This window comes from Sphingomonas sp. 22176, assembly GCF_052045505.1.
GTDB lineage: Bacteria > Pseudomonadota > Alphaproteobacteria > Sphingomonadales > Sphingomonadaceae > Sphingomonas.
On sequence record NZ_JBQEPL010000001.1, the window covers coordinates 1,171,939 to 1,198,484 of the forward strand.

The window sequence follows — 26,546 nt, forward strand, 5'->3', positions numbered from 1 at the left end:
ATGGGGGTCGGGCACCGCGATGGTGGTGCCCGACCCTTTGTCGTGGATGGGGCTGGCAAGTCGCCGCCTGCGCCCTACATGCCGCCGGCAAGACCCTCCCGAGGAGACATGAGCATGGCCGACGCCCCCGATCCCGCCAACAACCTTCCCGCCGGCTATGTGCCGCCCCAGGTTTGGGAATGGGCGCCGGGCAATGGCGGACAGTTTGCCAACATCAACCGGCCGGTCTCGGGCGCGACCCACGAGAAGGAACTGCCGGTCGGCCGCCACCCGATCCAGCTTTATTCGCTCGGAACGCCCAATGGGCAGAAGGTGACGATCCTGCTCGAGGAACTGCTCGCCGCGGGCCATGCGGGCGCCGAGTATGACGCCTGGAAGATCAATATCGGCGAGGGCGATCAGTTCGGCAGCGGCTTCGTCGCGATCAATCCGAACTCGAAGATCCCGGCGATGGTCGACCATTCGATCACGCCTGCGCTGCCGATCTTCGAGAGCGGCGCGATGATGATCCATCTCGCCGAGAAGTTCGGCGCCTTCCTGCCGACCGAGACGGCCGAGCGCGCGCAGACGCTCAGCTGGCTGATGTGGCAGATGGGTTCGGCGCCGTTCCTCGGCGGCGGCTTCGGCCATTTCTTCGCCTATGCGCCGATCAAGATCCAATATGCGATCGATCGCTACGCCATGGAGGCCAAGCGCCAGCTCCACGTGCTCGACACGCATCTGGCGAACAACCGCTACATGGTGGGCGACACCTACACCATCGCCGACATGGCGATCTTCCCCTGGTACGGCGCGGTGGTGCGCGGCGAGACCTATGCCGGAGCGGACGTGTTCCTTAACGCCCAGGAATATCCGAATGTGCTGCGCTGGGCCGCCGAGATCGCCGAGCGCGAGCCGGTGCGGCGCGGGCGGCTGGTCAATCGCGGTGTTGGGCCTGAGGACCAGCGGGTTCCCGAGCGGCACGATGCGAAGGACATTGATGTGGTGCTCGAGCGGATGCGGGCCACCGCCTGACCGCGCGCTTGCCCCTCCCGGTCGCGGGAGGGGTGTTAGCGGCGCGAACGAGCGGCTTGACGCGCCGCAGCGGCCCCCCCCACCTTACACGCGTACACGTAGGGATCGATCGAACACCTCATGCAGCTTGTCATCGTCGAGTCGCCCGCCAAGGCGAAAACCATCGAGAAGTATCTCGGCAAGGATTACCGCGTCCTGGCCAGCTATGGCCATGTCCGCGATCTGCCAGCCCGCGACGGGTCGGTGAACCCCGAAGAATCGTTCGCGATGGAATGGGAGACCTATGCGGACAAGTCGAAGCAGCTGAAGGCGATCACCGACGAGGCCAAGAAGGCCGATCGCCTGATCCTCGCGACCGACCCTGATCGCGAAGGCGAGGCGATCAGCTGGCACGTCCAGGAAGTGCTGCGGCTGAAGAAGGCGCTCCCCAAGGAGGTCGAGCGCGTCACCTTCAACGCGATCACCAAGCCGGCGATCCTCCACGCGATGCAGCATCCGCGCGAGCTGGATACCGACCTGATCGACGCCTATCGAGCCCGGCGCGCGCTGGACTATCTGGTGGGCTTCACGCTCTCGCCGGTGCTGTGGCGCAAGCTGCCCGGCGCCAAGTCGGCCGGTCGCGTCCAGTCGGTGGCGCTGCGGCTGATCGTCGGACGCGAGCGCGAGATCGAAAGCTTCGTCGCGCAGGAATATTGGTCGGTCATCGCCGATATGGAATCGGACGGCACGCCGTTCCAGGCCCGCCTCGTCAAGTGGAAGGGCGAGAAGATCGACCGGCTCTCGATCGGCGACCAGGGCAGCGCCGAGGCCGCCAAGCAGGCGGTCGAGGAAGGCCGCTTCACCGTGGTCGCGGTCGAGACCAAGCCGGCGTCGCGCAACCCGCCGCCGCCCTTCACCACCTCGACCCTGCAGCAGGAAGCGGCGCGCAAGCTCGGCTTCTCGGCCAGCCACACCATGCGGATCGCGCAGGCGCTCTACGAGGACGGCGCGATCACCTATATGCGTACCGACGGTGTCCAGATGGACCCCTCGGCGATCCAGGCGGCGCGCAAGGCGGTGGCCGATCGCTATGACGGCAGCTACGTGCCGGACAAGCCGCGCCAGTACCAGACCAAGGCGAAGAACGCCCAGGAAGCCCACGAGGCAATCCGCCCGACCGATTTCGGCAAGGACCGGGCCGGCTCGGGCGACCATGCCAAGCTCTATGACCTGATCTGGAAGCGCGCGCTCGCCGGCCAGATGGCCTCGGCGCGGATGGAGCGCACGACGGTCGATCTGGCGGACGGCACCGGCCAGCACGGCCTGCGCGCTACCGGCCAGGTGGTGCTGTTCCCCGGCTATCTCGCGCTCTACGAAGAGGGCAAGGACGACGAGGGCGACGAGGACAGCCGCCGCCTGCCGCGCATGTCCGAAGGCGCGTCGCCCGCCAAGAAGGCGGTCAGCGCCGAGCAGCACTTCACCCAGCCGCCGCCGCGCTTCTCCGAAGCCTCGCTGGTCAAGCGGCTGGAAGAGCTCGGCATCGGTCGCCCGTCGACCTATGCCTCGATCATCCAGGTGCTCAAGGACCGCGCCTATGTGCGGGTGGAGAAGAACCGCTTCTTCGCCGAGGAGAGCGGCCGCCTGCTGACCGCGTTCCTCGAGCGCTTCTTCGAGAAGTACGTGTCGTTCGACTTCACCGCGGAGCTGGAGGAGGAGCTGGACGACGTCTCCGGCGGTCGTGCCGCCTGGCAGGCGGTGCTGGAAGCCTTCTGGCGCGACTTCAAGCCGCGCACCACCGAGGTGATGGAGCAGAAGCCCTCCGACATCACCGCGGCGCTCGACCAGTTTCTCGAGCCGTATCTGTTCCCCGCCAAGGCGGACGGCAGCGACCCGCGGCTCTGCCCGAATTGCGGCGTCGGCAAGCTGGCGCTGCGCGGTGGCCGATTCGGTGCGTTCGTGGCGTGCTCCAACTATCCCGAGTGCAAGTACACGCGGCGCTTCGGCCAGCCGGGCGGCGAAGGGTCTGAGGACACCGGGCCGGAAGTGCTGGGGCAGGACCCCGAGACGGGGCTCAATGTCGAGCGCAAGTCGGGCCGGTTCGGGCCGTATATCCAGCTCGGCGAGGGCAAGGATGCCGCGCGCGCGTCGATTCCCAAGGACGTCGATCTCGATCTCGAATGGGCGCTCAAGCTGCTGAAGCTGCCGCGCACGATCGGCAACCATCCCGAGACGGGCAATCCGATCACCGCTTCGATCGGCCGCTATGGCCCGTATCTGGCGCATGACGGCAAGTACGCCCGGCTGCAGTCGACCGCCGAGGTGTTCGAGACCGGCATGAACGCGGCAGTGGTCAAGCTGGCCGAAGCGGCGGCGGGTGGCGGTCGCCCGGCGCGCGGCGCGGCGCGGGAGCCGCTGAAGGTCTTCGGCAAGCATCCGCGCACCGACGCCGAGATCAAGCTGATGGAAGGCCGCTACGGCGCCTACCTCACCGACGGCGAAACCAACGCTACGCTGCCCAAGACGATCGACAAGGACGCGCTGACCCTGGAGGAAGCCGCCCAGCTGATCGACGCCAAGGCGGCGCAGGGTCCGGCCAAGGGCAAGGCGAAGAAGAAGGCGCCGGCGAAGAAGGCTGCGGCGAAGAAGCCGGCGGCCAAGGCTGCGGCGGGCGAGAAGGCCACTGCGGCCAAGAAGCCTGCCGCCAAGAAGGCGCCGGCGAAGAAGAAGGCGGCGGAGTAAGGCTTCGTACCTTAAGCCCTGCCGCAAAATTCCCCTCCCGCTTGCGGGAGGGGCTAGGGGAGGGTGCGACGTGGAGGTTCTTTCTTCACCGGCGGCGCCCGCTAGCCTCTCACACCCTCCCCCGACCCCTCCCGCAAGCGGGAGGGGAGCGAAGGCGATGAGGCTCGGGGCTTGAGAAGCTGACACGCTTTCGGCTGGCATTTCGCCCGAAAAGCCCCCACATCGCGAGCATGGCTCTGCCACCTCCTTCGATCATCCGCGTCATCGACCTTGAGACCACCGGCGACAAACCGCCCCTGCACGCCGTCTGCGAGATCGGCTGGCAGGATGTAGCGCTGGGCGCCGACGGCCGTTGGGAACTGCAGGGCGAGGGCGGCAACCGCCTCGTCAATCCCGGCCGCGGCATCCCGCCGCTGACCATGGCGATCCACCATATCCGCGACGAGGATGTGGCCGACGCGCCCTATTGGCACGACGTCGCCCGTCCGATCCTCGATCCCTGGCCGCGCCGCGTCGCGCTTGCAGCGCACCGTGCCACCTTCGAGGAGCAGTTCTGCACGCCCGCGCTCACCCGCGGCGCCGACTGGATCTGCACCTGGAAATGCGCGCTGCGGCTGTGGCCGGACAGCCCCGGCTTCTCCAACCAGATGCTGCGCTACTGGCGTCGCCCCGAGGGTATGGAGCATGAGCGCGGCCTGCCCGCGCACCGCGCCTTTCCGGACGCCTATGTCACCGCGTTTCACCTGCGCGACATGCTCAACGAGGCGAGCGTGGCGCAGCTGATCGAATGGTCCAGCCAGCCGGGGCTGCTGCCGCGCGTCCGCTACGGCCCCGATCGCGGCAAGGAATGGAGCGAGATCTCCGACGATTCGCTCGAAGGCTTCCTCACCGATCGCGACGAGGATGTTCGGTTTACCGCCGAGACCGAGCTGTCGCGCAGGCGCGGCGGCGCGCCCGTGGGGCGGGGGAGTTCGACGCAGCGGCTGCTGTTCTAAGATCCTCCCCCGGAGGGGGAGGGGGACCGCCGCCGAAGGCGGTGGTGGAGGGGTGTCCCCGCTGTAGGGCAATACACTCCACCGCCGGTTACACCCCTCCGTCGCGCTACGCGCGCCACCTCCCCTTGCAGGGGAGGATTGAAAGAGGCTCCCACCTGCGAAAGGTTGGCCCCTTTGGGGTTCCGCTAGGGCATCCCCTCCGCTAGGAGGCCAGGCGATGACCCGCAGCGACCAAGCCCCTGCCGGCCGGCTCGACGGCCGTGAGCACCGCTTTGCGCTGCGCGTCTATTTTGAGGACACCGATCTCACCGGCGTCGTCTATCATGCCAATTACCTGCGCTACATGGAACGTGCCCGGTCGGACATGCTCGATCGCGCGGGCATCGACCAGCGCGCGGTGTTCGAGGCGGGCGGCGGGGCCTATGCGGTCGCCGGGCTCGACATCCGCTACCGCGCGCCGGCGAAACTCGGCGACACGCTGGTGGTTGTGAGCAGACTGATCCGATTGCGCGCCGCCGTCGTCACTATTCAGCAACGAGTCATGCGGGACGAAACCATAGTCGCCGACGCAACCGTGGAGGTGGCGTTCGTCGCTCCCGGCGGTCGCCCGCGGCGGCAGCCGGCCGAGTGGCTGGCCGCGTTTGAACCGCTCGTGTGGAAGGAAAGTTAAGCGCCCATGCCGTCCGTCTCAACCGGTGCCGTCCTGTCGCCGATCCATCTGTTCCTGGAAGCCGACATCGTCGTGAAGCTGGTCATGATCGGCCTGCTGCTCGCCAGCCTGTGGACCTGGACGATCATCGTCGGCTTCGCGCTGAAGGTCAGCGGCCTGCGCAAGGAGATGCAGCGCTTCGAGACCGAATATCGCGAGGCCGATGACTTCGACGAGTTCCACCGCCGCGCTGCCGGCCGCGACCAGCCGATCGCGCGCGTGTTCGCGGCAGGCGTCAGCGAATGGCGCCGCTCGACCGCGGGCAAGACGATCGACCGCGAAGGCACGCGCGAGCGCCTCGCCACCGCGATGGGCGCCACCGTCGCGATGGAGATCGACCGCCTCTCGGATCGTCTGAACTTCCTCGCCACCGTGGGTTCAGTCGCGCCGTTCGTGGGCCTGTTCGGCACCGTGTGGGGCATCATGCGCAGCTTCACCGGCATCGCCGCGGCGCAGAGCTCGTCGCTCGCCGTCGTCGCGCCGGGCATTGCCGAGGCGCTGTTCGCCACCGCGATCGGTCTGTTCGCCGCCATCCCGGCGGTGATCGCGTACAACCGCTACAGCCATGCCGTGAACCGCGTCGAGGCGCGGCTCAATCGCTTCGCCGACGGCTTCCACGCGACGCTCAGCCGTCGCCTGGAGATGGAGGGCTAAGCCGATGGGCATGCACCTCCCTTCCGGCAAAGGCCGCGGCCGCCGCACGCCAATGGCCGAGATCAACGTCACGCCGCTCGTCGACGTGATGCTCGTGCTGCTGATCATCTTCATGGTCACCGCGCCGCTGCTCACCGCCGGCGTGCAGGTGAACCTGCCCGAGAGCCGCGCCAAGGCGCTCGACCAGGAGCAGAAGCCCGTCCAGATCTCGATCGACGACAAGGGCCAGGTGTTCATCGACAATGATGCGGTGAGCGATGCCGAGCTGCCGGCCAAGCTGGAAGCGATCGCGGCCAAGAAGGGCCCCGACGGCAAGCCCGCCGCCATCTATCTGCGCGGCGATACGGCGCTGGGTTACGGCAAGGTGATGCGGGTGATGGGCGAGCTCAACCAGGCCGGCCTCAACAAGGTGTCGCTGCTCACCGAACCGAGCGACCAGCGCTGAAGTGAGCGAGACCATGGACCGTAGCGAGCGGATCGGGCTCGGCGTTTCCATCGTGGCGCATGCCGCGGTGTTCGCCGCGCTGGCGCTCAGCTTCGCGAAGACGCCGCCGCAGGAGCCGCCCAAGGCGATTCCGATCGACATCTCGCTCGCCGACAAGGTGGGGCTGGAAAGCAGCGCGCCGGTGCCGAGCCAGGAGGAACTGGCGGCCAAGAAGTCGCCGGTCGAGGCGCCGGTCGAGCCCGAGGCCGCGCCGCCGCCCTCCCCGGAACCGCAGCCGCAACCCAAGCCGCAGCCCGCGCCGCCACAGCCCCAGCCGGCCCCGCAGCCCAAGCCGCAGCCGCCCAAGCCTGAGCCCAAGCCAAAGCCCGCGCCGGCGGAGAAGCCGCAGCCCAAGCCCAAGCCGGCGCCTGCCGAAAAGCCGCAACCGGCCAAGCCCGCCAAGCCGGCGAAGCCGGCGCCGCCGTCCAAGGCTGCGCCTGCCAAGCCTAGCAACGCGCCGTCGCACAGCGCGGCGACGGGCAGCGAGCGTCGCCCGGTGAAGCCGACCGGCAACCTGGCCGGGCTCGATCTCGGCCGCTCGAACAACAAGACCAACAGCACCGCGCTGCAGAACCCCGGCAGCAAGGCTTCGGCCCAGGACGTGGCCAGCTTCCGCGGCGTGATCGCACGGCAGATCCAGCCCTGCGCCAACCGCCAGGTCACCCCCGGGCCCGGCGCCGAGCGCATCCGCGTGCTGCTGCGGGTAAACTTCAATCCGGATGGCTCGCTGGCGGGCGATCCGGACATTACCGGCATACAGGGGAACGATGCGACCAATGGTCGGTATGTGGAGCGAGTGAAGGACCTGGCGATCGCCACCTTCAAGGGCTGCACGCCGATCCACGGGCTGCCCGCCAATCTCTACGCCGTGCCGAGCGGCTGGAAGAGCCTGGCGTTCAGCTACAAGCTGCCTGGATGAGGATGAAGCGATGAAACTGAAGATTGCGGCCCTTGCGACGGTCTGCCTCGCGGCCACCGCGCACGCCCAGACGACTCCGCCGCCGCCGATCGCCAACAGCCCCGAGGCGCAGGCCCAGGCAGCGCAGCCGGCGCAGCAGGGCGGCGCGCAGCCGGTGATCGACATCGTCGGCGGCATCTCCGCGCCGATGCCGATCGCCATCCCTGCGATGCCGACTTCGGCGGTGATGGACACGCCCGCCGGCTCGACCGACGTGCTCGGCCAGAAGCTCGCCGACATCATCACCAACGATCTGCGCGGCTCGGGGCTGTTCACGCCGGTGCCGCCGGCGCAGCTGCGCACCGTTTCCTTCCCCGAGGTGACCGCGCCCGCCTATGACTATTGGGGCGGCACCGGCGCGCAGTCGCTGGTGCAGGGCTATGTCCGCGCCAATTCCAACGGCACGCTGACGGTCGGCTGCTATCTGTACGACGTCTCTTCCAAGGTGGAGCTGATTCGGCAGGGCTTCGTCGTCTCGCCGGGCGAATGGCGCCGTGCGGGCCACAAGTGCGCCGATGCGATCTATTCGCGGCTGACCGGCGAAGGCCCCTATTTCGATACGCAGGTCGTCTATATCGCCGAGAGCGGCCCCAAGAACCACCGCCGCAAGCAGCTGGCGATCATGGATCAGGACGGCGCGAACCACCGCTTCCTCACCAACGGCCAGTCGATCGTGCTGACCCCGCGCCTCAGCCCCAAGCTCAATGCGATCCTCTACATGAGCTTCGAGCGCGACCGCCCGTCGATCCACATCTACGATCTGGCCTCGCGCCAGGACCGCACCCTGGTCGCCAACGTGGCGCTCAACTTCGCGCCGCACTGGTCGCCGGATGCGCGCTGGGTGGTGTTCTCGATGGCGGTGGGCGGCAATACCGACATCTATCGCGTGCCGGCTAGCGGCGGCACCCCGCAGCGGCTGACCACCTCGCCGGGCATCGATACGGGCGGGTCCTACTCGCCCGACGGCTCCAAGATCGTGTTCGAAAGCGATCGCGGCGGCACCCAGCAGCTCTATGTGATGAATGCGGACGGCTCCAACCAGCACCGGATCAGCTTCGGCGGCGGGCGCTATGCGGCGCCGGCGTGGAGCCCGCGCGGGGACCAGATCGCATTCACCCGCATGGGCGGCGGCGCGTTCCGCATCGGCGTGATGAACCCCTCGGGCGGCGGCGAGCAGCTGCTCACCAACAGCTGGGGCGACGAAGGCCCGAGCTGGGCGCCCAATGGCCGCGTCATCATCTTCTTCCGCTCCGCGCAGGGATCGGGGCGCCCCGACCTGTGGACGGTCGACCTCACCGGCCGCGCAACGCGAAAAGTGCCGACGCCGCTCGACGGCTCGGATCCAAATTGGGGTGCCGTGCGTCCCTGATACCAAGTAGAAACTCTAGCGTAACGAATGCGCGGCATGCGCGACCAGTGACAAGGAGGATTTCATGACCAAGCTCGTTCCCAGTCTGATGCTCGGCGTAGCGCTCATCGCCACCGCGGCCTGCTCGAAGAAGCCGCCGAAGGAGCTGCCGCCCGCGCCGACCGAGACCCCGGCGCCGAGCCAGCCCTATGGCAATGGCGAGACGACGCAGGCGACGCCGCTCTCCGAGCAGTTCCGCCGCGAGGTGACGAGCGACACGATCCACTTCGGCCTCGACCAGTATGACGTCGACCAGCAGTCGCGCACGATCCTCGACAGCCAGGCGAAGTGGCTGGTCGCGCACCCGAACGTGCGCATCACGCTGGAAGGGCACTGCGACGAGCGCGGCACCCGCGAATACAACCTCGCGCTGGGCGATCGCCGCGCCAACGCCGCGAAGAACTATCTCGCCGCGCAGGGCGTCTCGGCCGATCGCATCACGACGATCAGCTACGGCAAGGAACGCCCTGTCGCGATGGGTTCGGACGAAGCCGCCTGGGCGCAGAATCGCCGTGCGGTGACGCTCGTGCTGAACTGAGTTCGGGCCTGGCACGGAGATCGAGGCCGCCGGGGGACATGCTCCGGCGGCCTTTTTCGTGCCCGCCGAATCCGCTTGTTCGTCCTCCTGATTCGATATAAATATGATATCATAATTCAGGAGGGAAAGATGACGGACGTACGGAGCACCGCACCCGCATTGCGCCAGAGCACCGAGTCGGTGGCGCGCACGGCGAGCGGCTACGGCATGTTGTTGTTCGCGGTGGCGGCGCTGGCCGTGGGCGGGCTGGCCTTCACGCAGATCGATCGACTGCCGGACGGGATGGTGGCCACCTGGATCGTGCTCGCCTCGCTCGTCTTCCTCTTCGTGCTGTGCGGCTTCTACCTGCTCCAACCCAACCAGGCGGCGGCGATCCTGCTGTTCGGCGACTATCGCGGCACCGATCGCACCACCGGCCTGCGCTGGTCCTGGCCGTGGCTGATCAAGACCAAGGTCTCGGTGCGCGCCAACAACATGATTTCGGACAAGATCAAGGTGAACGATCTGCGCGGCAACCCGATCGAGATGGCGGCGCAGGTGGTGTGGCGGGTGACCGACACCGCACAGGCGCTGTTCGACGTCGACGACTATAAGGCGTTCGTGAACGTCCAGATCGAGGCGGCGGTGCGCACGATCGGATCGCGCTACCCCTATGACGATTTCGAGCATCAGGAAGTGACGCTGCGCGGCAACCACGACCAGGTCGGCGGCGAGCTGCGCGCCGAGCTGATCGCGCGGCTGGCGGTGGCGGGCATCACCGTCGACGAATGCGGCTTCACCCATCTCGCCTATGCGCAGGAGATCGCCGGGGCGATGCTGCGGCGCCAGCAGGCCCAAGCGGTGGTCGCCGCGCGGAAGGCGCTGGTCGAAGGCGCGGTGGGCATGGTGGAACTGGCGCTCGACCAGCTCTCGGCCAAGAACGTGGTGGAGCTCGACGACGAGCGGCGTGCGGCCATGGTTTCCAACCTGATGGTGGTGCTGTGCGGCGAGCGCGACACCCAGCCGGTGGTGAATGCCGGTTCGCTCTATCAGTGAGGCCGTGGCGTGAGCGTTCCCCCGCAGAAAAAGGCTTTCCCGCTCCGCCTCGATCCGGCGCTCTACGCCGCGATCGAGCGGAGCGCGGCGACCGACCTGCGCAGCGTCAATGCGCAGGTGGAATGCCTGCTGCGCGAGGCGCTGGCGCGGCGGGGCGTGAAGCTGGCGGATCCGGTGCGGCCCAAGCGCGGCCGCCCGCCCAAGCAGGTGGAAGGAGACGAGGAATGACCGAGAATCGCGCGCGCCCGGGCTTCTGGTTCAAGCCCAAGGCATTCGGCTATGGCGCCACGCCGGTGACGTGGCAGGGATGGCTTGTCGTGGCGCTGTTCATCGTGCTGACGGGGCTGGTCCTGCGCCTCGCGGTGCCACGGCACCCGCTGTTCCTGGCATTGCTGGCGCCGCTGACGCTCGGACTGGTGTGGATCAGCTGGGCGAAGACTGACGGCGACTGGCGCTGGCGGTCCTGAGCCTCAGGCGGCGAGGGCGAAGGCCGGTCCGTCGCCATCGTCGTTCGCAGCCGGCCGTGCGGGCCGGCGGGTCCGCCGCGCGCGGGGCAGGTGACGGCTGAAACGCGCCGCCACCCAATGCCGCAGTCCCTGCACGCGGAGCGTGGCGAACACGGTCACCGCGGTCACCGCGACGTCGAGCAACGTGCCGAGTTCGAGCATGCTGGCGCCCGCGACGATGTCTGGTCCCATCATTCCCAGGAACAGCCGCCCTTCGGCCTCCATCAGCCACAGGATCAGGGCAGCACCGGCAAGCAGCATCAGGACGAGCAGCACCTCGCCGCGCGACCATCGGTTGCACCAGCGGGCAGGGGTCTCGACCAATAGCCGCCGCAGCGTCCGGCCGATCGGCGTTCCGTCCGCCACCAGCAGGGCAAACCAGAACAGCAGCAGCGTCACCTGGATCATCGTGAAGTCCCCCTCCGTTTGCGGTGAGTTGGGGATCGGCGGCGGGATTGCCAGACGGTCGCGCCGAAAATTGCTTCCTCCGCTTCGCTGTTCCGCTTATGTACCCGCCATGCTGCTGCCTGCTTCCCCGCTGCCGCCCGTTTCCCTTCGTCGGGAGCGCTGCCGATGATCGCCCATCTTCGCGGCGCACTGGCGTCCAGCGGCGCCGATCATGCGGTGATCGACGTGAACGGCGTCGGCTATCTGGTCGGCGCCTCGGCCAAGACGCTCGACAAGCTGGGCGCGGTGGGCGAGCAGGTCACCATCCATACCGAGATGCTGGTCAGCGAGGATTCGATCCGGCTGATGGGCTTCGCCACCGCCGACGAGCGCGACTGGTTCAAGCTGCTGACCAGCGTGCAGGGCGTGGGCGCGAAGGTGGCGCTGGCCATCCTCTCGATCCTCGCGCCGGAGGAATTGCGCACCGCCGTCGTCCGCGCCGATTCCGCGACGATCGCGCGCTCGAACGGCGTGGGGCCGAAGCTCGCCCAGCGCATCGTCAACGAGCTGAAGGACAAGGCCGGCGGGCTCGCGCTCGGCGGCGTGGGCGCGGCGGCGGCACCCAGCGGCGGGGCTGGGGCGGATGCGGTGTCGGCAATGCTCAACCTTGGCTTCAAGCCCGCGGAGGCAAGTGCTGCGGTCAACGCCGCCAGCGACGAACTCGGGCCAGCGGCGACGCTCGACGCGCTGGTGCGTCTCGCGCTGCGCAAGGCGGCGAAGTAAGGGACTGTCATGGATATCGAAGTCTCCGCCGAGGCCAAGGACAAGCGCCTCAACCGCCGCGTCGCCGTCACCGTGGTGATTCTCTCGGTCTTCACCGGCGTGGGCGGGATCAAGGACGGCAATATCGTCCAGGCGATGCAGCAGGCGCAGTCGAGCTCGGTCGACCTGTGGAACGAATATCAGGCCACCAAGACCAAGCAGCATCTGGCCGAAACCAGCCGCGCGCAGATCGCCGCGGTGGCGAGCGATGCGGCCAAGGTAGCACCGCTGCTGAAGGGGCTCGACGCCGACATCGCCAAGTACAAGGCGGAGGGCCCCAAGCTCGCCGAGCAGGCCAAGGCGCAGGCGGCGCTGTACGACGCGCTGAACGTGCATGACGACCAGTTCGACGCCAGCGACGCGGCAATCGCCACGGCGATTTCGGTCGCGGCGGTGTCGGCACTGGCGGAGAGCAGCTGGTTGCTGATGGTCGCCTGGGTGTTCGGCGCGTTCGGGCTGTTCATGGGGCTGTGCGGCTTTGCCGGCTGGGGCTTCCATCCCGATGTGCTGAGCACCCTGCTGGGATGAGGGGCGCGATCCCTCTCAATCCTCCCCGGAACGGGGAGGATCTTTTAGATCAGCGGCGTCGGCAGCGGCTCGCCGGCGAAATGCGCGTCGAGATTGGCGAGCACCAGCGCGGCCATCGCTGCGCGCGTTTCTTCCGTCGCGCTGCCCTGATGCGGCGCGAGCACCACCTGCTCCATCGCGCGCAGTGCCTCGGGCACATGCGGCTCGTCGGCGAACACGTCGAGGCCGGCGCCGGCGATGGTGCCTGCCCACAGGGCGTTGATCAGGGCTGCCTCGTCCACCAGGCTGCCGCGCGCGACATTGACCAGCACCCCGGCGGGCCCGAGCTTGTCCAGCACCGCGGCGTCGACGATGTGCGTCGTCGCGTCGGTGCCGGGGGCGGCGAGGATCAGCACGTCGCTCTCCTCCGCCAGGCTGGCGATGTCGGGCAGGTAGCGCCACGGCAGCGATTTGGCGCTGCGGGCGGTGTAGAGAAGCTCGCGCGCGAAGGGTGCCGCGCGGGCAGCGATCGCCGCGCCGATCTTGCCCATCCCGAAGATGCCGATCCGGCGGCCGCTGGCATGCCGGCCGAGCGGGGCCTTCCAGCCGCCGCTTCGCACCAGCGCATCGTTGGCGGCGATCCGGCGTTGCACCGCCAGCATCAGCCCAATGGCGAGATCCGCGACATCATCGGTCAGCACATCGGGGGTCGTCGATACCCGTACGCCGCGGGCGCGCAGCGCATCGAGATCGAGCCCGTCATAGCCAACGCCGTTGATCGCGACGATCTCCAGCGCCGGCAGCCGATCGAGCATCGCCGCATCCAGCTGCAACTGCCCGCCGCCGACGATCGCGCGGGTGGTCGCGGGCGGGTCGCCCTGATGCAAGGTGAAGCGGCGCGCGAGCTCGGCGCGCAGCGAGTCGGATGTTGCGGTAGCAAGATACAGATCGGCCATGGCGCCGTGATGCGCCTTGCGAGCGCCGGTGGCCAGCCCCCGCGCCTGCGCGAGAGGGGTTGAGGCGCAGATGAACAACACACCCGATACCGGCTTTGCCGATCGCATGCTCGAATCCTTCCCCCCCGGCGTGACGGTGCCGGCGCCGCTGGCGCAGTTCTTCGCCTGGCAGAGCACGACCGGCCTGGTGCGGCAGTTCCGCTCGGGTGGCGACTATGCGCAGATCGATACGCGCAGCGCGGCAGGGTGCATGTACAGCGCGCCCGTCGATTCGGGCTTTGCCGAGGCATGGCTACCTGGTGCCCCCCAGGCCGAGCGCGATCGGCTGGCGGCCTTCTTCCGGACCGGCGGCGACGGCTCCTATGCCGCGCTGTGGCGGGACGATGCCGGGGACCAGCATATCGTTCATCTGGGGTCGGGATCCGGCTCGACGATGCTGGGCATTCTCGCCTCCGATCCTGTCGATTTCCTTCGGCTGCTCGCCATCGGCTATGAGGAGCTGTGCTGGCCGGAACAGTTTGACCGGACGCCGGCCGAGATCGATGCCGAGAACGAGTATCTGGATGGCCCGCCATGGGATCGCAGCCTGGCCTTGCGGGCGTGGGTCGCGGCGACGTTCGACGTGGTCGTGCCGCCCCGGGCGTCGGAGTTGCTGGATTTGGTCGCCGATATGGGGGATCACGCCAGCGCCGACCCTTTTCTCGCCTGGCTGCGCCGGTGGGACGACGCGTGATGACCGAACCCGTCATCATCCATCTGCGCGACAGGATCACCGATGCGGACGGGCAGATCGAGCAGGACTATAGCTATCTCGTCTATGACTTCGGCGACGACATGATCGCCCGCGCCTATTTCGATACGTCCGGAAAGGTCTCGGTGATGCGCCCCGGCCCGGTGCCGGACGCGATGCTCGCCTATCTTCGTGCGCGGTTCGACGTGATCGACCAACTCGGCCCTAGCGGCTATCAAACCATCTGGACTGCATGACCGACACCGATCGCCTCCTCACCGCCGGCCGCCGCGCCGAAGACGTCGACGCCGCGCTGCGCCCCAAATCGCTCGACGAGTTCGTCGGGCAGAAGGCGGCGCGCGAAAATCTGCGCGTGTTCATCGATGCCGCCAAGGCGCGCGGGGACGCGCTGGACCATGTGCTGTTCTTCGGCCCGCCGGGGCTGGGCAAGACCACGCTCGCCCAGATCATCGCGCGCGAGATGGGGGTGGGGTTCCGCTCGACCTCGGGGCCGGTGATCGTCAAGTCGGGCGATCTGGCGGCGCTGCTCACCAATCTCGAGGACGGCGACGTGCTGTTCATCGACGAGATCCACCGGCTCAATCCTGCCGTGGAAGAGGTGCTCTACCCGGCAATGGAAGACCGCGCGCTCGACCTGATGATCGGCGAGGGACCGTCGGCGCGCAGCGTGCGGATCGATCTGCCGCGCTTCACGCTTGTCGGCGCGACCACCCGCCAGGGGCTGCTGACGACGCCGCTGCGCGATCGCTTCGGCATCCCGGTGCGGCTGCAATTCTATACCGTGGACGAGCTGGAGCGGGTGGTGACGCGCGCCGCCGGTCTGCTCGGCCTGGATATCGCCGCCGATGGCGCGCGCGAAGTGGCGCGCCGCTCGCGGGGCACGCCGCGGATTGCCGGGCGGCTGCTGCGCCGGGTGCGCGACTTCGCCAATGTGTTCGGCGAGGCGGTGGTGCACGCCAAGGTGGCCGATGCCGCGCTCAACCGGCTGGAGGTCGACGGGCTCGGGCTCGATGCGATGGACCGGCGCTATCTGATGATGATCGCCGACGTCTATCGCGGCGGCCCGGTCGGCGTGGAGACGCTCGCCGCCGGCCTCAGCGAACCGCGCGACACCGTCGAGGAAGTGATCGAGCCCTATCTGATCCAGCTCGGCCTGATCGCGCGGACGGCGCGCGGGCGGTGCCTGAACGGCCCGGGCTGGAAGCATCTCGGGCTCAACCCACCGGCTGGATCGCAGGACGGGCTGTTCGACTAGGCCCCGTGTTCAAAGCCTAGTCGGCCGGGCAGCGGCAGCGGCGTGCCGGCGTCGTGTAGCGTCAGGCCTTCGCCTTCGCTGAACACGCCCAGGCAGGTCGCCGCCAGCGGGAGCGGTCCCGGCGGGGCTGCGAACAGCAGCTCGTAATCGTCGCCCGCCGTCGCCGCGGCGAGCCGTGCTTCGCGGTCTCCTCCGCACACTGCCTGATAGTCCGCCGAAAGCGGCACGGCGGCGAGGTCGATCGTCACCGCGAGCCCACTGGCTTCGGCCATGCGTGCCGCGTCGATCAGCAGCCCGTCGGACACGTCCATCATCGCGTGGACGCCCGAGGCGAGCGCCTGGCCCTCGGCAAGCCGCGGGGTCGGGCGACGATAGCAGTCGAGCAGCGTCGCCGGTCCTTCGCCGGACAGCGCCACCGCCAGCCCTGCGCCACCGTCGCCGATCGTGCCGGTCACATAGAGCAGGTCACCGGCCTGCGCGCCGCTGCGGGCGGGGGCATGCGCCGAGCGCCCGAGCGCCGTCAGCGAGAGCGTGCGGGGCACGCCCGCAGCCGCCTTCACCGTATCGCCGCCGATCAGCGGGCAGGTGAAGGCCGCCAACGCGGCGTCCAGCCCCGCCAGAAAGGAAGAATCCCACGCGTCATCGCCTGCGAGCGGATAGCCGAGCAGCACACCTTCCGGCACCGCACCCTTGGCGGCGAGATCGGACAGGTTCACCGCCACCAGCTTCCAGGCGACGTCCTCCGCCGGATCGTTCGGCAGATAATGGACGCCCTCGACCAGCACGTCATGCGTGAGGACGAGATCGCCGAGCACGGCCGCATCATCGCGCAGCCCGCGCGCGCCAGGGTGGAGCGGCAGGTGGCGCAGATAGGCGAGGAACGCCGCTTCGTTCATGCCGCCCGGCACGGGGCAGGCGCGCGCATCAACCGCGTGCGTCCTTGGCGATCGCGTCCAGAATGCCGTTCACGAAGCCCTTTTCACGACGATCGTAGAACGCGTCGGTCACATCCAGATATTCGCTGATCACCGCTGCGGTCGGCACGTCGGCCCGGGCGAGCAGCTCATAGGTGCCGGCACGCAGGATCTGGCGCATCGGCTTGTCCAGCCGCTCCAGCGTCCAGCCGGTGCTCAGCTTGGCGGCGATGATGCCGTCGATCTCCTCGCGGCGGGCATCGGCGCCGCTGACGATGTCGTCGAAAAAGGCGATGTCGGCGTCGGCATATTCGACGTCCTCGATGATCGCGCCGAGCCGGTGCTGGTGGAACTCGTGCAGCAGCGCAGGGATGGAGGTGCCCTCCATCTCGCGCTGGTAGAGCGCCTGGACGGCACCGAGGCGCGCGGCGGCGCGGGCCTTGGAACGGGAGCGTGCTTGCGGACTGGCCATATTCTTACTCTATCACTTTAAACGGATCGCGACCGACTTTGCGTGCGCGGGCAGGCCTTCGGCTTCTGCGAGCGCGACCGCGGCGGGGCCGATCGCGGCGAGCCCGGACGGATCCAGGCTCAGGAACGAGGTACGCTTCATGAAATCGAGCACCGAAAGGCCCGATGCGAAGCGCGCGCGCCGCCCGGTGGGCAGCACATGGTTGGGGCCGGCGACATAATCGCCGACGGCTTCCGGCGTGTAGCGGCCGAGGAACACCGAGCCCGCATGGCGGACCATGTCGAACAGCGGCTCCGCATCGTCGCAGGCGAGCTCGAGATGCTCGGGCGCGAGGCGATCGACCAGCGGCATCGCGGTGGGCAGGTCCGGCACCAGGATGATCGCGCCGTTCGCGTCCCAGCTGGTGCGCGCGGTGGCACCCGTCGCCAGCGTGGCGATCTGCGCGTCGACCGCGGCCGCGACCTTGTCGGCGAAAGCGGCGTCGTCGGTGAACAGGATCGACTGGCTGGTGGGGTCGTGCTCGGCCTGGCTGAGCAGGTCGGCGGCGATCCACTCGGGATCGTTCTTGCCGTCCGCCACCACCACGATCTCGGACGGACCCGCGACCATGTCGATGCCGACCACGCCGTAGAGCTGGCGCTTGGCCTCGGCCACCCAAGCATTGCCGGGGCCGGTGACGACGTCGACCGGGGCGATCGTCTCGGTGCCATAGGCGAGCGCGGCCACCGCTTGTGCCCCGCCGACACGGTACAGCTCGTCCACGCCGGCGACATGCGCGGCGGCGAGGACCAGCGGGTTCACTTCGCCATTGGGCGTGGGCGTGACCATCACGAGGCGACGCACCCCAGCAGCCTTGGCCGGAATGGCGTTCATCAGCACCGAACTGGGATAGGCCGCACGGCCGCCGGGGACGTAGACGCCTGCCGCATCTACCGGCGTCCAGCGCGCACCGAGGCGGATGCCCTGCGCGTCGGTCTCGTCGCGATCCTCGGGCCGCTGCTTGGAATGATAGACCGCGATCCGCTCGGCGGCGAGCTCGAGTGCGTCGCGCAGTTCGGGGCTCAGCCCCTCATAGGCGGCGAGGCAGTCGGCGCGATCGATCGTCCAGCCCGAGCGGTCGAGATCATGCTTGTCGAACAGACGCGTCAGGTCGCGCAGCGCGACATCGCCCTCGTCGCGGACGCGCTTGATGATGTGGGTGACGTTGCGCGCGACATCGTCGTCCGCCTCGCGCCGTGCATTCACCAGCGCGGTGAACGCATCGGCGAAACCGGCGTCGGTGGAATTCAGGCGGATCATGCCACGGCCTTTCGGAAGCCGTCGACCAGGGGCACGACTTCGCTGGCGCGCGTCTTGAACGCGGCGCGGTTGACGATCAGGCGGCTGGTCACTTGCGCGATCACTTCCACCTCTACCAGCCCGTTCTCCTTCAGCGTGCGGCCCGAGGAGACGAGGTCGACGATGCGCGGGGCGAGGCCCAGCACCGGCGCCAGCTCCATCGCGCCGTTGAGCTTGACGCATTCGGCCTGCACGCCGCGCGCCTCGAAATGGGCGCGGGTGATGTGCGGGTATTTGGTCGCGACGCGGACATGGCTCCAGCCGCGCGGATCGTCCTGCTCGGCCAGCGCCACGGGCTCGGCGACCGAGATGCGGCAATGGCCGATGCCTAGGTCCACCGGCGCGTAGAGCTCCGAATAGTCGAACTCGGCCAGCACGTCCGAACCCACAATGCCCAGATGTGCGGCGCCATGCGCGACGAAGGTCGCCACGTCGAACGCACGCACCCGGATCAGGTCGATCGCGGGATTGTTGGTGGCAAAGCGCAGCGCGCGTGAGTTCTTATCGGAAAAGGCCGCTTCGGGCACGATGCCGACCGCCGCCAGCAACGGCAGCGCCTCTTCAAGAATCCGGCCTTTCGGCACGGCAAGGATTAACGGCTCGGTCATGGGTGCGGGGGCTTTACTTGGGGGGCGCCATGGGCGCAACAGGCGCCAAAGGGAGATGCGCATGGCAAGCGAAATCGAGAACCGCAAGAGTTTTGCCGTCCAGGCGGGCTATTGCGCGGCGATGGACGCGCCGATCACCGCGCGCATCTGTACCGCGCTGGGGCAGGGCATCACCCGCGCCAGCGAAACCGGGCGGCGGGTGCTCGACTGGCCGGGCGAGCCGGTGGCCGATGCGCTGGTGCTGCGGCTGGTCGGCGGGCTGCACGCGCTGCACCGGCGCGGCGTGCCCGAACTCCGCCGCATCTTCACTGGCGAGGAGACCGATCTCGGCCGGATCGGCGCGGCGCTCGATGCGGTGCTCTCGGCCTATGACCTGCCGTTGATGCCCTGGCTTTACGGCCCGCCCCAGACCAACGAGGCGGCGCGCTCGAACGGGCTGATGACCGGGCTGCTGCACCTGGCGGCACGCTATGGCCCACGCTTCGAGCTCCTCGAAATCGGGTCGAGCGCCGGGCTGAACCTGATGCTCGGGCGGTACCGCTTCGATCTGGGCGGGGTGGCAGTCGGCCCGCCCGAATCGCCGCTGGTGCTCCAACCGGAATGGCGGGGGAGCCCGCCGCCCGTTGCGGCAGTGGAGATCGTCTCCGTCCGCGGAGTCGACATTGCCCCACTCGACCTGACCGACGATCGCGATGCCGATCGCCTGCAGGCCTATGTCTGGGTCGATGCGGTGGAGCGGCGGGCGCGGCTGGAGATGGCCATCGCCATGCTGCGTGCCGCGCCGGTGCAACTGGAGCGCGGCGACGCCGCCGATTGGCTGGAGGCGCGTCTCGCAGAGCCGCAGCCAGCGGGTGTCACCCGGGTGCTGCTGCACTCGGTAGTCTGGCAATATCTGCGACCCGAGGCGCAGGCGCGCCTCGGCGCGATGATGGAGACGGCCGGCGCCGCCGCGACGCCCGAGCGTCCGCTCGGCTGGGTGATGATGGAGCCCAACCGCGATATCGCGGCGCAGGAAGTGCGCGTGCGCGGCTGGCCCGGCGATACGTCGATGGCGTTGGTCGCGCGGACCCATGCGCACGGCGCCTGGGTGGAGGGGCTCGCCCCGCCCTACGACACCACGCCCTATGTGATGCGCGTCGCCTGACGGCTGCGCCCGCACTTTTTCGGATCGGTCCTGGCTGACGGCGCCGCCTCTGCGGCCGCAACTGCTTGCGCCTGCGCGTCTTTCATGACTGCGAGCGAAATTTCATCTACGCGTCATTGACAGCCCTTCCGTCTTGTCAGACTTAATAGGCCGAAGCCGCGCCCAGCGTGGTGGTCTGTGTCCGCTGCAGCGATCGGGAAAGCCCGAGCCAGGGGATGCAAAATGGGGAGGACGACATGACTCGCAAACCGATTCTGTTGATGGGCGTGGCGGTGATTGCGCTTGCGGGCGCCGTACCGGCTTGGGCACAATCTGCCGCAAACCGCGGTGAAACGCCGCAAACGCCTAGCACGCAGAGCAGTGCGACCGAGGAGGAGATCCTCGTCACCGGCATCCGCGCCAGCCTCGCCTCGGCACGTGAGTTCAAGCGCAACTCGGACTCGATCCTCGACGCGATCGTCGCCGAGGATATCGGTAAGTTGCCGGACAATAACGCTGCGGAGAGCCTCGCGCGGCTACCGGGCGTGCAGGTCGGCCGCTATGCAGACGAGGCCTCGGGCATCCTGATCCGCGGGCTGCCGGACGTCGGTACCTCGTTCAACGGGCGCGAGATCTTCACCGCCGAGAACCGCACCGTTGCGGTGCAGGACTTCCCGGCGGGCGCGCTCGCTGCACTCGAAGTGTACAAGTCGGCGACCGCCGATCTGATCGAACCGGGCCTGGCCGGGCTGGTCAACGTCCGCTCGCGCCGCCCGTTCGACTTCAAGGGGCTGGAGATCGCCGGCGCGATCCGCGCCTCGTACAACGACCAGTCGAAGAAGACGAACCCCAACGGCAACCTGCTGATCAGCGATCGCTGGGACACGCCAATCGGCGAGATGGGCGCGCTGATCAACGTCGCCTATAATCGCTTCTACTATAACAACGCGATCCGCTACACCAATGGCGGCGTCGATCCGGTGGCGAACAGCAAGGCGACGCTGCCCGCGGGCGAGGCGGCCGATTTCCGCCTGCCGTACAGCGTCGGCCTCTATTATCCGCGCGGGCTGCGCGAGCGGCCGTCGGTCAACGGCTCGCTCCAGTGGAAGCCGGCGCACAATCTCGAAATCTACGCCGACGGCCTGTGGCAGGCGTTCCGCAACCAGGGTTCGACCGAAAGCTTCGACGTGTCACTGCTCCGTGCTGCGCCGAAAAATGCGGACGGCGTCGAAGTGCCGCCGAACCTGTTCAACATCGTCCGCGTGCCCGGCGAGCCGAACAAGCTGGTCAGCGTGAGCAAGACCGGCGGCTACCCGGCGGAGACGTTCCGTTCCACCACGCGCGATTACACCAACACCTATCAGGCCGCCGCCGGCTTCATCTGGACCACCGGCCGCGCGGTGATCTCGAGCGACTTCGCCTACACCTTCTCGGAATATGGCAACAACGAAGCGAGCCTCGACGGGCAGACTGCCGCCGCGCCGCCGGTCAACGTGATCTTTGAGAAGAACAAGTCCTCCTGGTTCGATCTCGGCAATTACGACATGACCAACCCCGCCAATTATGTGTGGCGCGGCTTCTACCAAAAGGAATATTATGTCAGCGGCGCCGGGCTCCAGTGGCGCGGTGACGTTGCGCTCGACACCGAGATCGGCTGGCTGCCGAAGATCAAGTTCGGCCTGCGTGCGACCGACCGCGACGCCAAGCGCCGCCAGGGCAGTCGCTATGCCTATACGCCGACGCTGAACATCCCGCTTGCCAGCCTGCCGACCGGCAATCTGGAGCAGGTGCAGGACGGCTTCCGCGGCGACGGCCCGCCGTTCCGCAACTGGCTGATGCCGTCCTACGACGCGATCCAGAGCAATGCCGAGGCGCTGCGCCAGCTCTCCTATGCCTCGCTGCAGAAGATCGTCGCCGCCAATCCGAACGACCAGGGCTATAAGGACGCGCTCCGGCAGTTCAGCACCCAGGCGATCCCGATGGATCCCTATGGCGGCTTCTACGCCAAGGAATCGAGCTACGCGGCCTATGCCTCGGCCGGCTATGCCTTCGACGTAGGGATCCCGATCGACGGCACCGTCGGCGTGCGCATCGTCAACACCGACGGGCGCTATGTCGGCACCTCGAAGGTGACGGCGGTGGACGGCACCGTCTCGGCGGTGACCGACACCAACCGCCAGAACTATGTCGACGTGCTGCCGAGCTTCGGGCTGCGCGCCAAGCTGACGCAGGGGCTGCAGGCGCGCCTGGGCTTCACCATCACGCGTACCCGGCCGGGCTTCGGCCAGCTCAACCCGGCGTTCAGTCTCAACCGCAACACCGATACCAGCTCGGGCGGCAATGCGTCGCGCTATGCCTTTTTCGGCTCGGGCGGCAATCCGGACCTGAAGCCGCTGACCTCCAAGAACTACGACGCTACGATCGAATATTATTTCGGCCGCAACGGGGCGGTGAGCGGTGCGGTATTCTACCGCGATCTCAAGGGGTTCATCAACAACTATACCCGCGACGTCAACGATCCGGTCTATGGCCTCATCCAGGTCAGCCGGCCGGAGAATGCCGGCACGGGCAAGATCAAGGGCTTCGAGCTTTCAGCGCAAAGCTTCTTCGACTTCCTGCCGGGCTGGCTGAGCGGGTTCGGCGCGCAGGCCAACCTCACCTATGTCGACGCCAAGAACCAGCTGCCGGCGACGCTGGGCAGCGCGCAGCCGATGGTATCGCTCACCGGCCTGTCGAAATGGTCGTACAACCTCAGCGGCTTCTACGAGCGCGACAAGATCTCGCTGCGCCTGTCGTACAACTACCGCAGCTCCTATATCGACTTTTACAGCCGCAACTCGAACGACCAGCAATATACCGGCCAGAGCGTGCGGCCGATATCGCGCCTGGATTTCTCGGGTTCGTACACGCCGATCGAGAACATCACGCTGACGGCCGAGGTCAACAACATCCTCGCGCAGCCGTTCAGCAACTATCGTTACTTCAACGAGACGCAATATTACCCGATCGATACGCGCTACGAGGGCCGCTACTACAGCCTAGGCGTGCGCTTCCGCTTCTGAGATCTTGCGCTGCCGGTTCCTTCCCACTGCGCCCGGCTTCGGTCGGGCGCTTTTTTTCATACCGGGCGAGCGGCGAGCCATTCGAGCAGCGCGGCCGTTACTTCCTCCGGCTTTTCCCAGGGCGCGAAATGGCCGCCGGCGCGGAGCTGGACGAGGCTATAGTCCGGGATCAACGTCTCCAGCCCGTCGAGCAGGCAGGGCAGCAGCCCGCGATCGCGCATCCCCCAGATCACCAGCGTCGGCTGGGGCTGGAGCGGGAAGGGGCCGTCGATCCAACTCGGTCGCGGTGGGTTCTCGTCCATCGCCGGCACCACGATCTGGGTCGCCCGATACCAGTTTAGCATGGCGCTCAGCGCGCCGGGCTGGCTCCATTGGTCGAGATAGATCGCCTTCTCCTCTGGTGTCACGGTGACCTGGAGATGCTCGCCGAACAGCGACAGCAGGAACTGCTCGAGCCCGGTCTTGTCCGGCGCGCGATCGAGTTCGGTCTCGCGGAAGAAGCGGATATACTGGCTGGCGCGGCGCTGGCCGGGATCGTCGAACAGCTTGCGCTGGAAGACCTGCGGGTGCGGCGCGTTGACGATCGCCAGCCGGGCGACGCGCTTGGGTTCGCGCAGGGCCGCCATCCAGGCGATCGCGCCGCCCCAGTCATGCCCCACCAGCGTGAACCGATCGACGCTCAGCGCGTCGGCGAGCGCAAACACATCGGCGGCGATCTTGTCGGCAGCGTAGGAGTCGACGCCGTCGGGCTTGGACGATCGGGCATAGCCGCGCTGGTCCGGCGCGATCACGAAATAATCTTCGGCAAGCGCCGGAATCTGGTGCCGCCAGGTGCGGTGCGATTCCGGGAAGCCATGGAGCAGGAGGATGGGCGGGTTGGCGGGGTCCCCCGCCAGCGCGACGTTGAGCGTAACGCCCGTCGCCAGCGGCAAGCTCGTCTGTCGAATTCCGGTCACGCGGCTCTCCCTGTACCTGTCCAGCACCGCCTCCGTGCCGTCCGGTCTCTCTGCCCAATGCCTAAATGCGCCGGTTCAGCGAAAGCCGCAAGTAAAGGAAAATTAGGGGTAACTTACCGTCTTAGGAACTTCCGGGATGGGGATGAATTCCTTGTCGTCATTGGGAACCTTGGGGAAGGCGCCCGCCTTCCAGTCTTCCTTCGCCTGATTGATGCGCTCGCGATTCGAACTGACGAAATTCCACCAGACGTGGCGCGGCGTCTTGAACGCCTCGCCGCCGCAGAACATCACCCGCGCACCACGTTCGGAGCGCAATGTCGCACGAACGCCGGGGCGGAGCAGGTACAGCGTCATTGGCAGCAGCGGCATGCCGTCCAGGCTGGCGTCACCCATCGCGACATAGAGTGCGCGCTCGTCGGCCACCGCGTCGATGGGAATGCTGGCACCGCCATCGAGGACGATGTCGCCATAGATGGTCTGGGCATAGGTGGTGGTGGGGGCCGCGGCACCCCACAGTTCGCCCATGATCACCCGGGCGCGGGCGCCGTGCGCCTCGATGATGGGAAGATCGGCGGCGGCGACATGTTCGAAGGCGGGGTCCATTTCCTCCAGCGCCTCGGGCAGTGCCAGCCAGGTCTGGATGCCCGAGAGTTCGGGGCCCTTCGCGCGCTCGGCCGAGGGCGAGCGTTCCGAATGGACGATGCCGCGGCCCGCGGTCATCAGGTTCACCGCGCCGGGCTCGATCGTGGCATACGTGCCGAGCGAGTCGCGATGGTCTAGCGCGCCGGCGAACAGATAGGTGACGGTGCTGAGGTTGATGTGCGGGTGCGGGCGCACGTCGATGCCGGTGCCGACGTCGAGGATCGCCGGGCCCATCTGGTCGAAGAAGATGAACGGCCCCACCATGGTGCGTGGCCGCGAGGGGAGGGTGCGATGCACCTTGAAGCCGCCCAGATCGTGCGTGGTCGGCTCGATCGTCTGGATCACCAGGTCGTCGCGCATCGTTCGTCTCCGTGTTTGCTGGCGCCGGGATAGCCGCTCGGGGGCGTAACGCCCAGACAAACCAGCGGATAGGATCGTGAACACAGCGTTTCCGATGCACCCGGTACAGCTTGTTACAACTCGATCGTTGTAAATGCGAATCGTTCGCGTTATCGCGTCGTTCCGACCCTAACCGAGATTCCTGACCGCCCAATGCACGCCCCGTCTCCTTCCGTCGCGCCCCGCAAGCGCAGCCGCAAGAGCTTCTGGCTCAAGCAGCTCCATACCTGGCACTGGATGAGCTCGGCGATCAGCCTGATCGGGCTGCTTGTGTTCGCGGTCACCGGTTTCACGCTGAACCATGCGTCGGATATCGAGGGCGCGCCCCAGACGGTGGACCGCGCCGCGCAGCTGCCGCCCGCACTGCTGCCGCTGGTCCGGCCGGACGACAAGCCCGATGCCAAGCAGCCGCTGCCTGCGCCGGTCGCGACCTGGCTGCGCGCCACGCTGAAGATGCCGGCGCAGGGCGTCGCCGAATGGTCGGCCGACGAGATCTACCTCGCCCAGCCGCGTCCAGGCGGCGACGGCTGGGTCGCGATCGAGCGCGCAACCGGCAAGGTGACCAGCGAGATCAGTTCGCGCGGCTGGATCGCCTATCTCAACGATCTCCACAAGGGCCGCAATGCCGGGCCTGTGTGGAAGTGGTTCATCGATGTCTTCGCTTTCGCCTGCCTGGTGTTCACGCTGACCGGGCTGGTGCTGCTGTGGATGCATTCGAAGCATCGGAAGAGCACCTGGCCGCTGGTCGCGGCCGGCCTCGCCATTCCTGCGCTGATCGCGCTGTTCCTGATTCACTAAAGGGGGTTTCATGCAGTTTCGCCTGACCGGACTCACCACGGCCGCGCTTGGCGCCGGCGCATTGCTGCCGAACGCGGCGGCGGCGCAGACGATGGATCTGTCGATCGAGCTGCCGCGCATCCGCGTGGCCGAATATCACAAGCCGTACGTTGCAGTGTGGCTGGAGAAGGAAGGGCAGCCGGCCCGCACCCTCTCCGTCTGGTACGATGTCGACAAGCGCGGCGGCGAGGGCACCAAGTGGCTGCACGAGGTGCGCCAGTGGTGGCGTGCCTCCGGCCGTACGATGAGCTTCCCCGCCGACGGTGTCAGCGGCGCCACCCGCGCGCCGGGGGTGCAGAAGCAGCGCCTTGTCGCCGGCAAGGGCGGCATGCCGGCGCTCACCCCGGGCCAGTATACGCTGGTGGTGGAAGCCGCGCGCGAAGTCGGCGGCCGCGAAGTGGTGCGGCTGCCCTTCGCCTGGAACGGCAGCAGCGCCACCGCCACCGCCAAGGGCGCCAGCGAGCTCGGCGCCGTTTCGTTCACGCTCAAGCGCTAATC

General features: G+C 67.8%; 29 protein-coding genes. 21 read left to right on the forward strand and 8 right to left on the reverse strand.

Features of this window, described 5'->3' with window-relative positions:
- Positions 1-114 precede the first annotated feature (114 nt).
- From yghU to ACTJKY_RS05555, 12 genes are all read left to right on the forward strand, one after another.
- Positions 115-1,014, forward strand: coding sequence for a glutathione-dependent disulfide-bond oxidoreductase (gene yghU / locus ACTJKY_RS05500; RefSeq protein ID WP_440844726.1), 900 nt, complete (start codon positions 115-117; stop codon positions 1,012-1,014).
- A gap of 120 nt (positions 1,015-1,134) precedes the next feature.
- Entirely contained in the window at positions 1,135-3,732 is a 2,598-nt protein-coding gene (gene topA / locus ACTJKY_RS05505; protein ID WP_440844727.1) for a type I DNA topoisomerase, read from the forward strand.
- 230 nt (positions 3,733-3,962) lie between these two features.
- A complete protein-coding gene (locus ACTJKY_RS05510) occupies positions 3,963-4,727 on the forward strand; it encodes an exonuclease domain-containing protein (protein WP_440844728.1) in 765 nt (254 codons plus the stop codon).
- Positions 4,728-4,944: 217 nt separating this feature from the next.
- Positions 4,945-5,397, forward strand: a complete 453-nt coding sequence (locus tag ACTJKY_RS05515) for a YbgC/FadM family acyl-CoA thioesterase (protein ID WP_440844729.1) — start codon at positions 4,945-4,947, stop codon at positions 5,395-5,397.
- A 6-nt stretch (positions 5,398-5,403) separates the two neighbouring features.
- Positions 5,404-6,090, forward strand: a complete 687-nt coding sequence (gene tolQ, locus ACTJKY_RS05520; RefSeq protein WP_093298119.1) for a protein TolQ — start codon at positions 5,404-5,406, stop codon at positions 6,088-6,090.
- Positions 6,091-6,094: 4 nt separating this feature from the next.
- Positions 6,095-6,535, forward strand: a complete 441-nt coding sequence (gene tolR / locus ACTJKY_RS05525; RefSeq protein ID WP_440844730.1) for a protein TolR — start codon at positions 6,095-6,097, stop codon at positions 6,533-6,535.
- 13 nt (positions 6,536-6,548) lie between these two features.
- The gene (locus tag ACTJKY_RS05530; RefSeq protein ID WP_440844731.1) at positions 6,549-7,493 is read left to right on the forward strand and encodes a cell envelope biogenesis protein TolA; all 945 of its coding nucleotides are present in this window, start codon (positions 6,549-6,551) and stop codon (positions 7,491-7,493) included.
- A 10-nt stretch (positions 7,494-7,503) separates the two neighbouring features.
- On the forward strand, positions 7,504-8,901 hold the full coding sequence (gene tolB, locus ACTJKY_RS05535) for a Tol-Pal system beta propeller repeat protein TolB (protein ID WP_440844732.1): 1,398 nt from the start codon (positions 7,504-7,506) through the stop codon (positions 8,899-8,901).
- A gap of 64 nt (positions 8,902-8,965) precedes the next feature.
- On the forward strand, positions 8,966-9,478 hold the full coding sequence (gene pal, locus ACTJKY_RS05540) for a peptidoglycan-associated lipoprotein Pal (RefSeq protein ID WP_440844733.1): 513 nt from the start codon (positions 8,966-8,968) through the stop codon (positions 9,476-9,478).
- 129 nt (positions 9,479-9,607) lie between these two features.
- Positions 9,608-10,513, forward strand: a complete 906-nt coding sequence (locus ACTJKY_RS05545) for an SPFH domain-containing protein (RefSeq protein WP_440844734.1) — start codon at positions 9,608-9,610, stop codon at positions 10,511-10,513.
- A gap of 9 nt (positions 10,514-10,522) precedes the next feature.
- Entirely contained in the window at positions 10,523-10,741 is a 219-nt protein-coding gene (locus ACTJKY_RS05550; RefSeq protein WP_185743056.1) for a toxin-antitoxin system HicB family antitoxin, read from the forward strand.
- The gene (locus ACTJKY_RS05555; RefSeq protein WP_440844735.1) at positions 10,738-10,980 is read left to right on the forward strand and encodes a hypothetical protein; all 243 of its coding nucleotides are present in this window, start codon (positions 10,738-10,740) and stop codon (positions 10,978-10,980) included. Before ACTJKY_RS05550 ends, ACTJKY_RS05555 begins: the two co-directional genes overlap by 4 nt.
- Before the next feature lie 3 nt (positions 10,981-10,983).
- Here the strand turns inward: ACTJKY_RS05555 and ACTJKY_RS05560 are convergent, their stop codons facing one another.
- Complete coding sequence (locus tag ACTJKY_RS05560; RefSeq protein WP_440844736.1) at positions 10,984-11,427, reverse strand: hypothetical protein; 444 nt, start codon at positions 11,425-11,427, stop codon at positions 10,984-10,986.
- Positions 11,428-11,592: 165 nt separating this feature from the next.
- On the opposite strand from ACTJKY_RS05560, the gene ruvA reads away from it, so the two are divergent.
- Both ruvA and ACTJKY_RS05570 read left to right on the forward strand, forming a co-directional pair.
- Entirely contained in the window at positions 11,593-12,189 is a 597-nt protein-coding gene (ruvA, locus tag ACTJKY_RS05565; protein ID WP_440844737.1) for a Holliday junction branch migration protein RuvA, read from the forward strand.
- A 9-nt stretch (positions 12,190-12,198) separates the two neighbouring features.
- A complete protein-coding gene (locus ACTJKY_RS05570) occupies positions 12,199-12,756 on the forward strand; it encodes a DUF4337 domain-containing protein (RefSeq protein ID WP_440844738.1) in 558 nt (185 codons plus the stop codon).
- A gap of 44 nt (positions 12,757-12,800) precedes the next feature.
- Here ACTJKY_RS05570 and ACTJKY_RS05575 read toward each other — a convergent pair whose 3' ends face one another.
- The gene (locus tag ACTJKY_RS05575) at positions 12,801-13,691 is read right to left on the reverse strand and encodes a 2-hydroxyacid dehydrogenase (protein WP_440844739.1); all 891 of its coding nucleotides are present in this window, start codon (positions 13,689-13,691) and stop codon (positions 12,801-12,803) included.
- A gap of 70 nt (positions 13,692-13,761) precedes the next feature.
- On the opposite strand from ACTJKY_RS05575, the gene ACTJKY_RS05580 reads away from it, so the two are divergent.
- The 3 genes from ACTJKY_RS05580 to ruvB are packed head-to-tail and all read left to right on the forward strand — an operon-like array spanning position 13,762 to position 15,697.
- On the forward strand, positions 13,762-14,424 hold the full coding sequence (locus tag ACTJKY_RS05580) for a hypothetical protein (RefSeq protein WP_440844740.1): 663 nt from the start codon (positions 13,762-13,764) through the stop codon (positions 14,422-14,424).
- Positions 14,424-14,678, forward strand: a complete 255-nt coding sequence (locus tag ACTJKY_RS05585; RefSeq protein ID WP_440844741.1) for a hypothetical protein — start codon at positions 14,424-14,426, stop codon at positions 14,676-14,678. The genes ACTJKY_RS05580 and ACTJKY_RS05585 overlap by 1 nt, the downstream gene beginning before the upstream one ends.
- Complete coding sequence (ruvB, locus tag ACTJKY_RS05590) at positions 14,675-15,697, forward strand: Holliday junction branch migration DNA helicase RuvB (RefSeq protein ID WP_084583095.1); 1,023 nt, start codon at positions 14,675-14,677, stop codon at positions 15,695-15,697. Before ACTJKY_RS05585 ends, ruvB begins: the two co-directional genes overlap by 4 nt.
- On the opposite strand, the gene thiL is transcribed toward ruvB, so the two are convergent.
- The 4 genes from thiL to hisG are packed head-to-tail and all read right to left on the reverse strand — an operon-like array spanning position 15,694 to position 19,029.
- A complete protein-coding gene (gene thiL / locus ACTJKY_RS05595; RefSeq protein ID WP_440844742.1) occupies positions 15,694-16,593 on the reverse strand; it encodes a thiamine-phosphate kinase in 900 nt (299 codons plus the stop codon). The genes ruvB and thiL overlap by 4 nt on opposite strands.
- A gap of 28 nt (positions 16,594-16,621) precedes the next feature.
- Complete coding sequence (nusB, locus tag ACTJKY_RS05600) at positions 16,622-17,083, reverse strand: transcription antitermination factor NusB (protein WP_121073911.1); 462 nt, start codon at positions 17,081-17,083, stop codon at positions 16,622-16,624.
- Between the two features lie 12 nt (positions 17,084-17,095).
- Entirely contained in the window at positions 17,096-18,382 is a 1,287-nt protein-coding gene (gene hisD / locus ACTJKY_RS05605; protein ID WP_440844743.1) for a histidinol dehydrogenase, read from the reverse strand.
- Positions 18,379-19,029 carry an ATP phosphoribosyltransferase gene (hisG, locus tag ACTJKY_RS05610; protein WP_440844744.1) on the reverse strand — a complete coding sequence of 217 codons (651 nt, stop codon included), beginning with the start codon at positions 19,027-19,029 and terminating at the stop codon, positions 18,379-18,381. The genes hisD and hisG overlap by 4 nt, the downstream gene beginning before the upstream one ends.
- Before the next feature lie 61 nt (positions 19,030-19,090).
- Between hisG and ACTJKY_RS05615 the strand changes: the two genes are divergently transcribed.
- Positions 19,091-20,173: a DUF2332 domain-containing protein gene (locus tag ACTJKY_RS05615; RefSeq protein ID WP_440844745.1), complete on the forward strand. Its 1,083-nt coding sequence runs from the start codon at positions 19,091-19,093 to the stop codon at positions 20,171-20,173.
- A gap of 236 nt (positions 20,174-20,409) precedes the next feature.
- Entirely contained in the window at positions 20,410-23,214 is a 2,805-nt protein-coding gene (locus tag ACTJKY_RS05620; RefSeq protein WP_440844746.1) for a TonB-dependent receptor, read from the forward strand.
- Between the two features lie 56 nt (positions 23,215-23,270).
- Here the strand turns inward: ACTJKY_RS05620 and ACTJKY_RS05625 are convergent, their stop codons facing one another.
- Positions 23,271-24,170: an alpha/beta fold hydrolase gene (locus ACTJKY_RS05625; RefSeq protein ID WP_440844747.1), complete on the reverse strand. Its 900-nt coding sequence runs from the start codon at positions 24,168-24,170 to the stop codon at positions 23,271-23,273.
- Between the two features lie 102 nt (positions 24,171-24,272).
- Positions 24,273-25,172 carry a pirin family protein gene (locus ACTJKY_RS05630; RefSeq protein ID WP_440844748.1) on the reverse strand — a complete coding sequence of 300 codons (900 nt, stop codon included), beginning with the start codon at positions 25,170-25,172 and terminating at the stop codon, positions 24,273-24,275.
- Positions 25,173-25,364: 192 nt separating this feature from the next.
- On the opposite strand from ACTJKY_RS05630, the gene ACTJKY_RS05635 reads away from it, so the two are divergent.
- Positions 25,365-26,009: a PepSY-associated TM helix domain-containing protein gene (locus ACTJKY_RS05635; protein WP_440844749.1), complete on the forward strand. Its 645-nt coding sequence runs from the start codon at positions 25,365-25,367 to the stop codon at positions 26,007-26,009.
- A 10-nt stretch (positions 26,010-26,019) separates the two neighbouring features.
- Complete coding sequence (locus ACTJKY_RS05640; RefSeq protein WP_440844750.1) at positions 26,020-26,544, forward strand: DUF2271 domain-containing protein; 525 nt, start codon at positions 26,020-26,022, stop codon at positions 26,542-26,544.
- The last annotated feature ends 2 nt before the right edge of the window (positions 26,545-26,546 follow it).

Bases quoted from the DNA above. Each gene is read 5' to 3' on its own strand.
- yghU (WP_440844726.1), top strand. From the start codon at position 115: ATGGCCGACGCCCCCGATCCCGCCAACAACCTTCCCGCCGGCTATGTG.
- topA (WP_440844727.1), top strand. From the start codon at position 1,135: ATGCAGCTTGTCATCGTCGAGTCGCCCGCCAAGGCGAAAACCATCGAG.
- ACTJKY_RS05510 (WP_440844728.1), top strand. From the start codon at position 3,963: ATGGCTCTGCCACCTCCTTCGATCATCCGCGTCATCGACCTTGAGACC.
- ACTJKY_RS05515 (WP_440844729.1), top strand. From the start codon at position 4,945: ATGACCCGCAGCGACCAAGCCCCTGCCGGCCGGCTCGACGGCCGTGAG.
- tolQ (WP_093298119.1), top strand. From the start codon at position 5,404: ATGCCGTCCGTCTCAACCGGTGCCGTCCTGTCGCCGATCCATCTGTTC.
- tolR (WP_440844730.1), top strand. From the start codon at position 6,095: ATGGGCATGCACCTCCCTTCCGGCAAAGGCCGCGGCCGCCGCACGCCA.
- ACTJKY_RS05530 (WP_440844731.1), top strand. From the start codon at position 6,549: ATGGACCGTAGCGAGCGGATCGGGCTCGGCGTTTCCATCGTGGCGCAT.
- tolB (WP_440844732.1), top strand. From the start codon at position 7,504: ATGAAACTGAAGATTGCGGCCCTTGCGACGGTCTGCCTCGCGGCCACC.
- pal (WP_440844733.1), top strand. From the start codon at position 8,966: ATGACCAAGCTCGTTCCCAGTCTGATGCTCGGCGTAGCGCTCATCGCC.
- ACTJKY_RS05545 (WP_440844734.1), top strand. From the start codon at position 9,608: ATGACGGACGTACGGAGCACCGCACCCGCATTGCGCCAGAGCACCGAG.
- ACTJKY_RS05555 (WP_440844735.1), top strand. From the start codon at position 10,738: ATGACCGAGAATCGCGCGCGCCCGGGCTTCTGGTTCAAGCCCAAGGCA.
- ACTJKY_RS05560 (WP_440844736.1), bottom strand. From the start codon at position 11,427: ATGATCCAGGTGACGCTGCTGCTGTTCTGGTTTGCCCTGCTGGTGGCG.
- ruvA (WP_440844737.1), top strand. From the start codon at position 11,593: ATGATCGCCCATCTTCGCGGCGCACTGGCGTCCAGCGGCGCCGATCAT.
- ACTJKY_RS05570 (WP_440844738.1), top strand. From the start codon at position 12,199: ATGGATATCGAAGTCTCCGCCGAGGCCAAGGACAAGCGCCTCAACCGC.
- ACTJKY_RS05575 (WP_440844739.1), bottom strand. From the start codon at position 13,691: ATGGCCGATCTGTATCTTGCTACCGCAACATCCGACTCGCTGCGCGCC.
- ACTJKY_RS05580 (WP_440844740.1), top strand. From the start codon at position 13,762: ATGAACAACACACCCGATACCGGCTTTGCCGATCGCATGCTCGAATCC.
- ACTJKY_RS05585 (WP_440844741.1), top strand. From the start codon at position 14,424: ATGACCGAACCCGTCATCATCCATCTGCGCGACAGGATCACCGATGCG.
- ruvB (WP_084583095.1), top strand. From the start codon at position 14,675: ATGACCGACACCGATCGCCTCCTCACCGCCGGCCGCCGCGCCGAAGAC.
- thiL (WP_440844742.1), bottom strand. From the start codon at position 16,593: ATGAACGAAGCGGCGTTCCTCGCCTATCTGCGCCACCTGCCGCTCCAC.
- nusB (WP_121073911.1), bottom strand. From the start codon at position 17,083: ATGGCCAGTCCGCAAGCACGCTCCCGTTCCAAGGCCCGCGCCGCCGCG.
- hisD (WP_440844743.1), bottom strand. From the start codon at position 18,382: ATGATCCGCCTGAATTCCACCGACGCCGGTTTCGCCGATGCGTTCACC.
- hisG (WP_440844744.1), bottom strand. From the start codon at position 19,029: ATGACCGAGCCGTTAATCCTTGCCGTGCCGAAAGGCCGGATTCTTGAA.
- ACTJKY_RS05615 (WP_440844745.1), top strand. From the start codon at position 19,091: ATGGCAAGCGAAATCGAGAACCGCAAGAGTTTTGCCGTCCAGGCGGGC.
- ACTJKY_RS05620 (WP_440844746.1), top strand. From the start codon at position 20,410: ATGACTCGCAAACCGATTCTGTTGATGGGCGTGGCGGTGATTGCGCTT.
- ACTJKY_RS05630 (WP_440844748.1), bottom strand. From the start codon at position 25,172: ATGCGCGACGACCTGGTGATCCAGACGATCGAGCCGACCACGCACGAT.
- ACTJKY_RS05635 (WP_440844749.1), top strand. From the start codon at position 25,365: ATGCACGCCCCGTCTCCTTCCGTCGCGCCCCGCAAGCGCAGCCGCAAG.
- ACTJKY_RS05640 (WP_440844750.1), top strand. From the start codon at position 26,020: ATGCAGTTTCGCCTGACCGGACTCACCACGGCCGCGCTTGGCGCCGGC.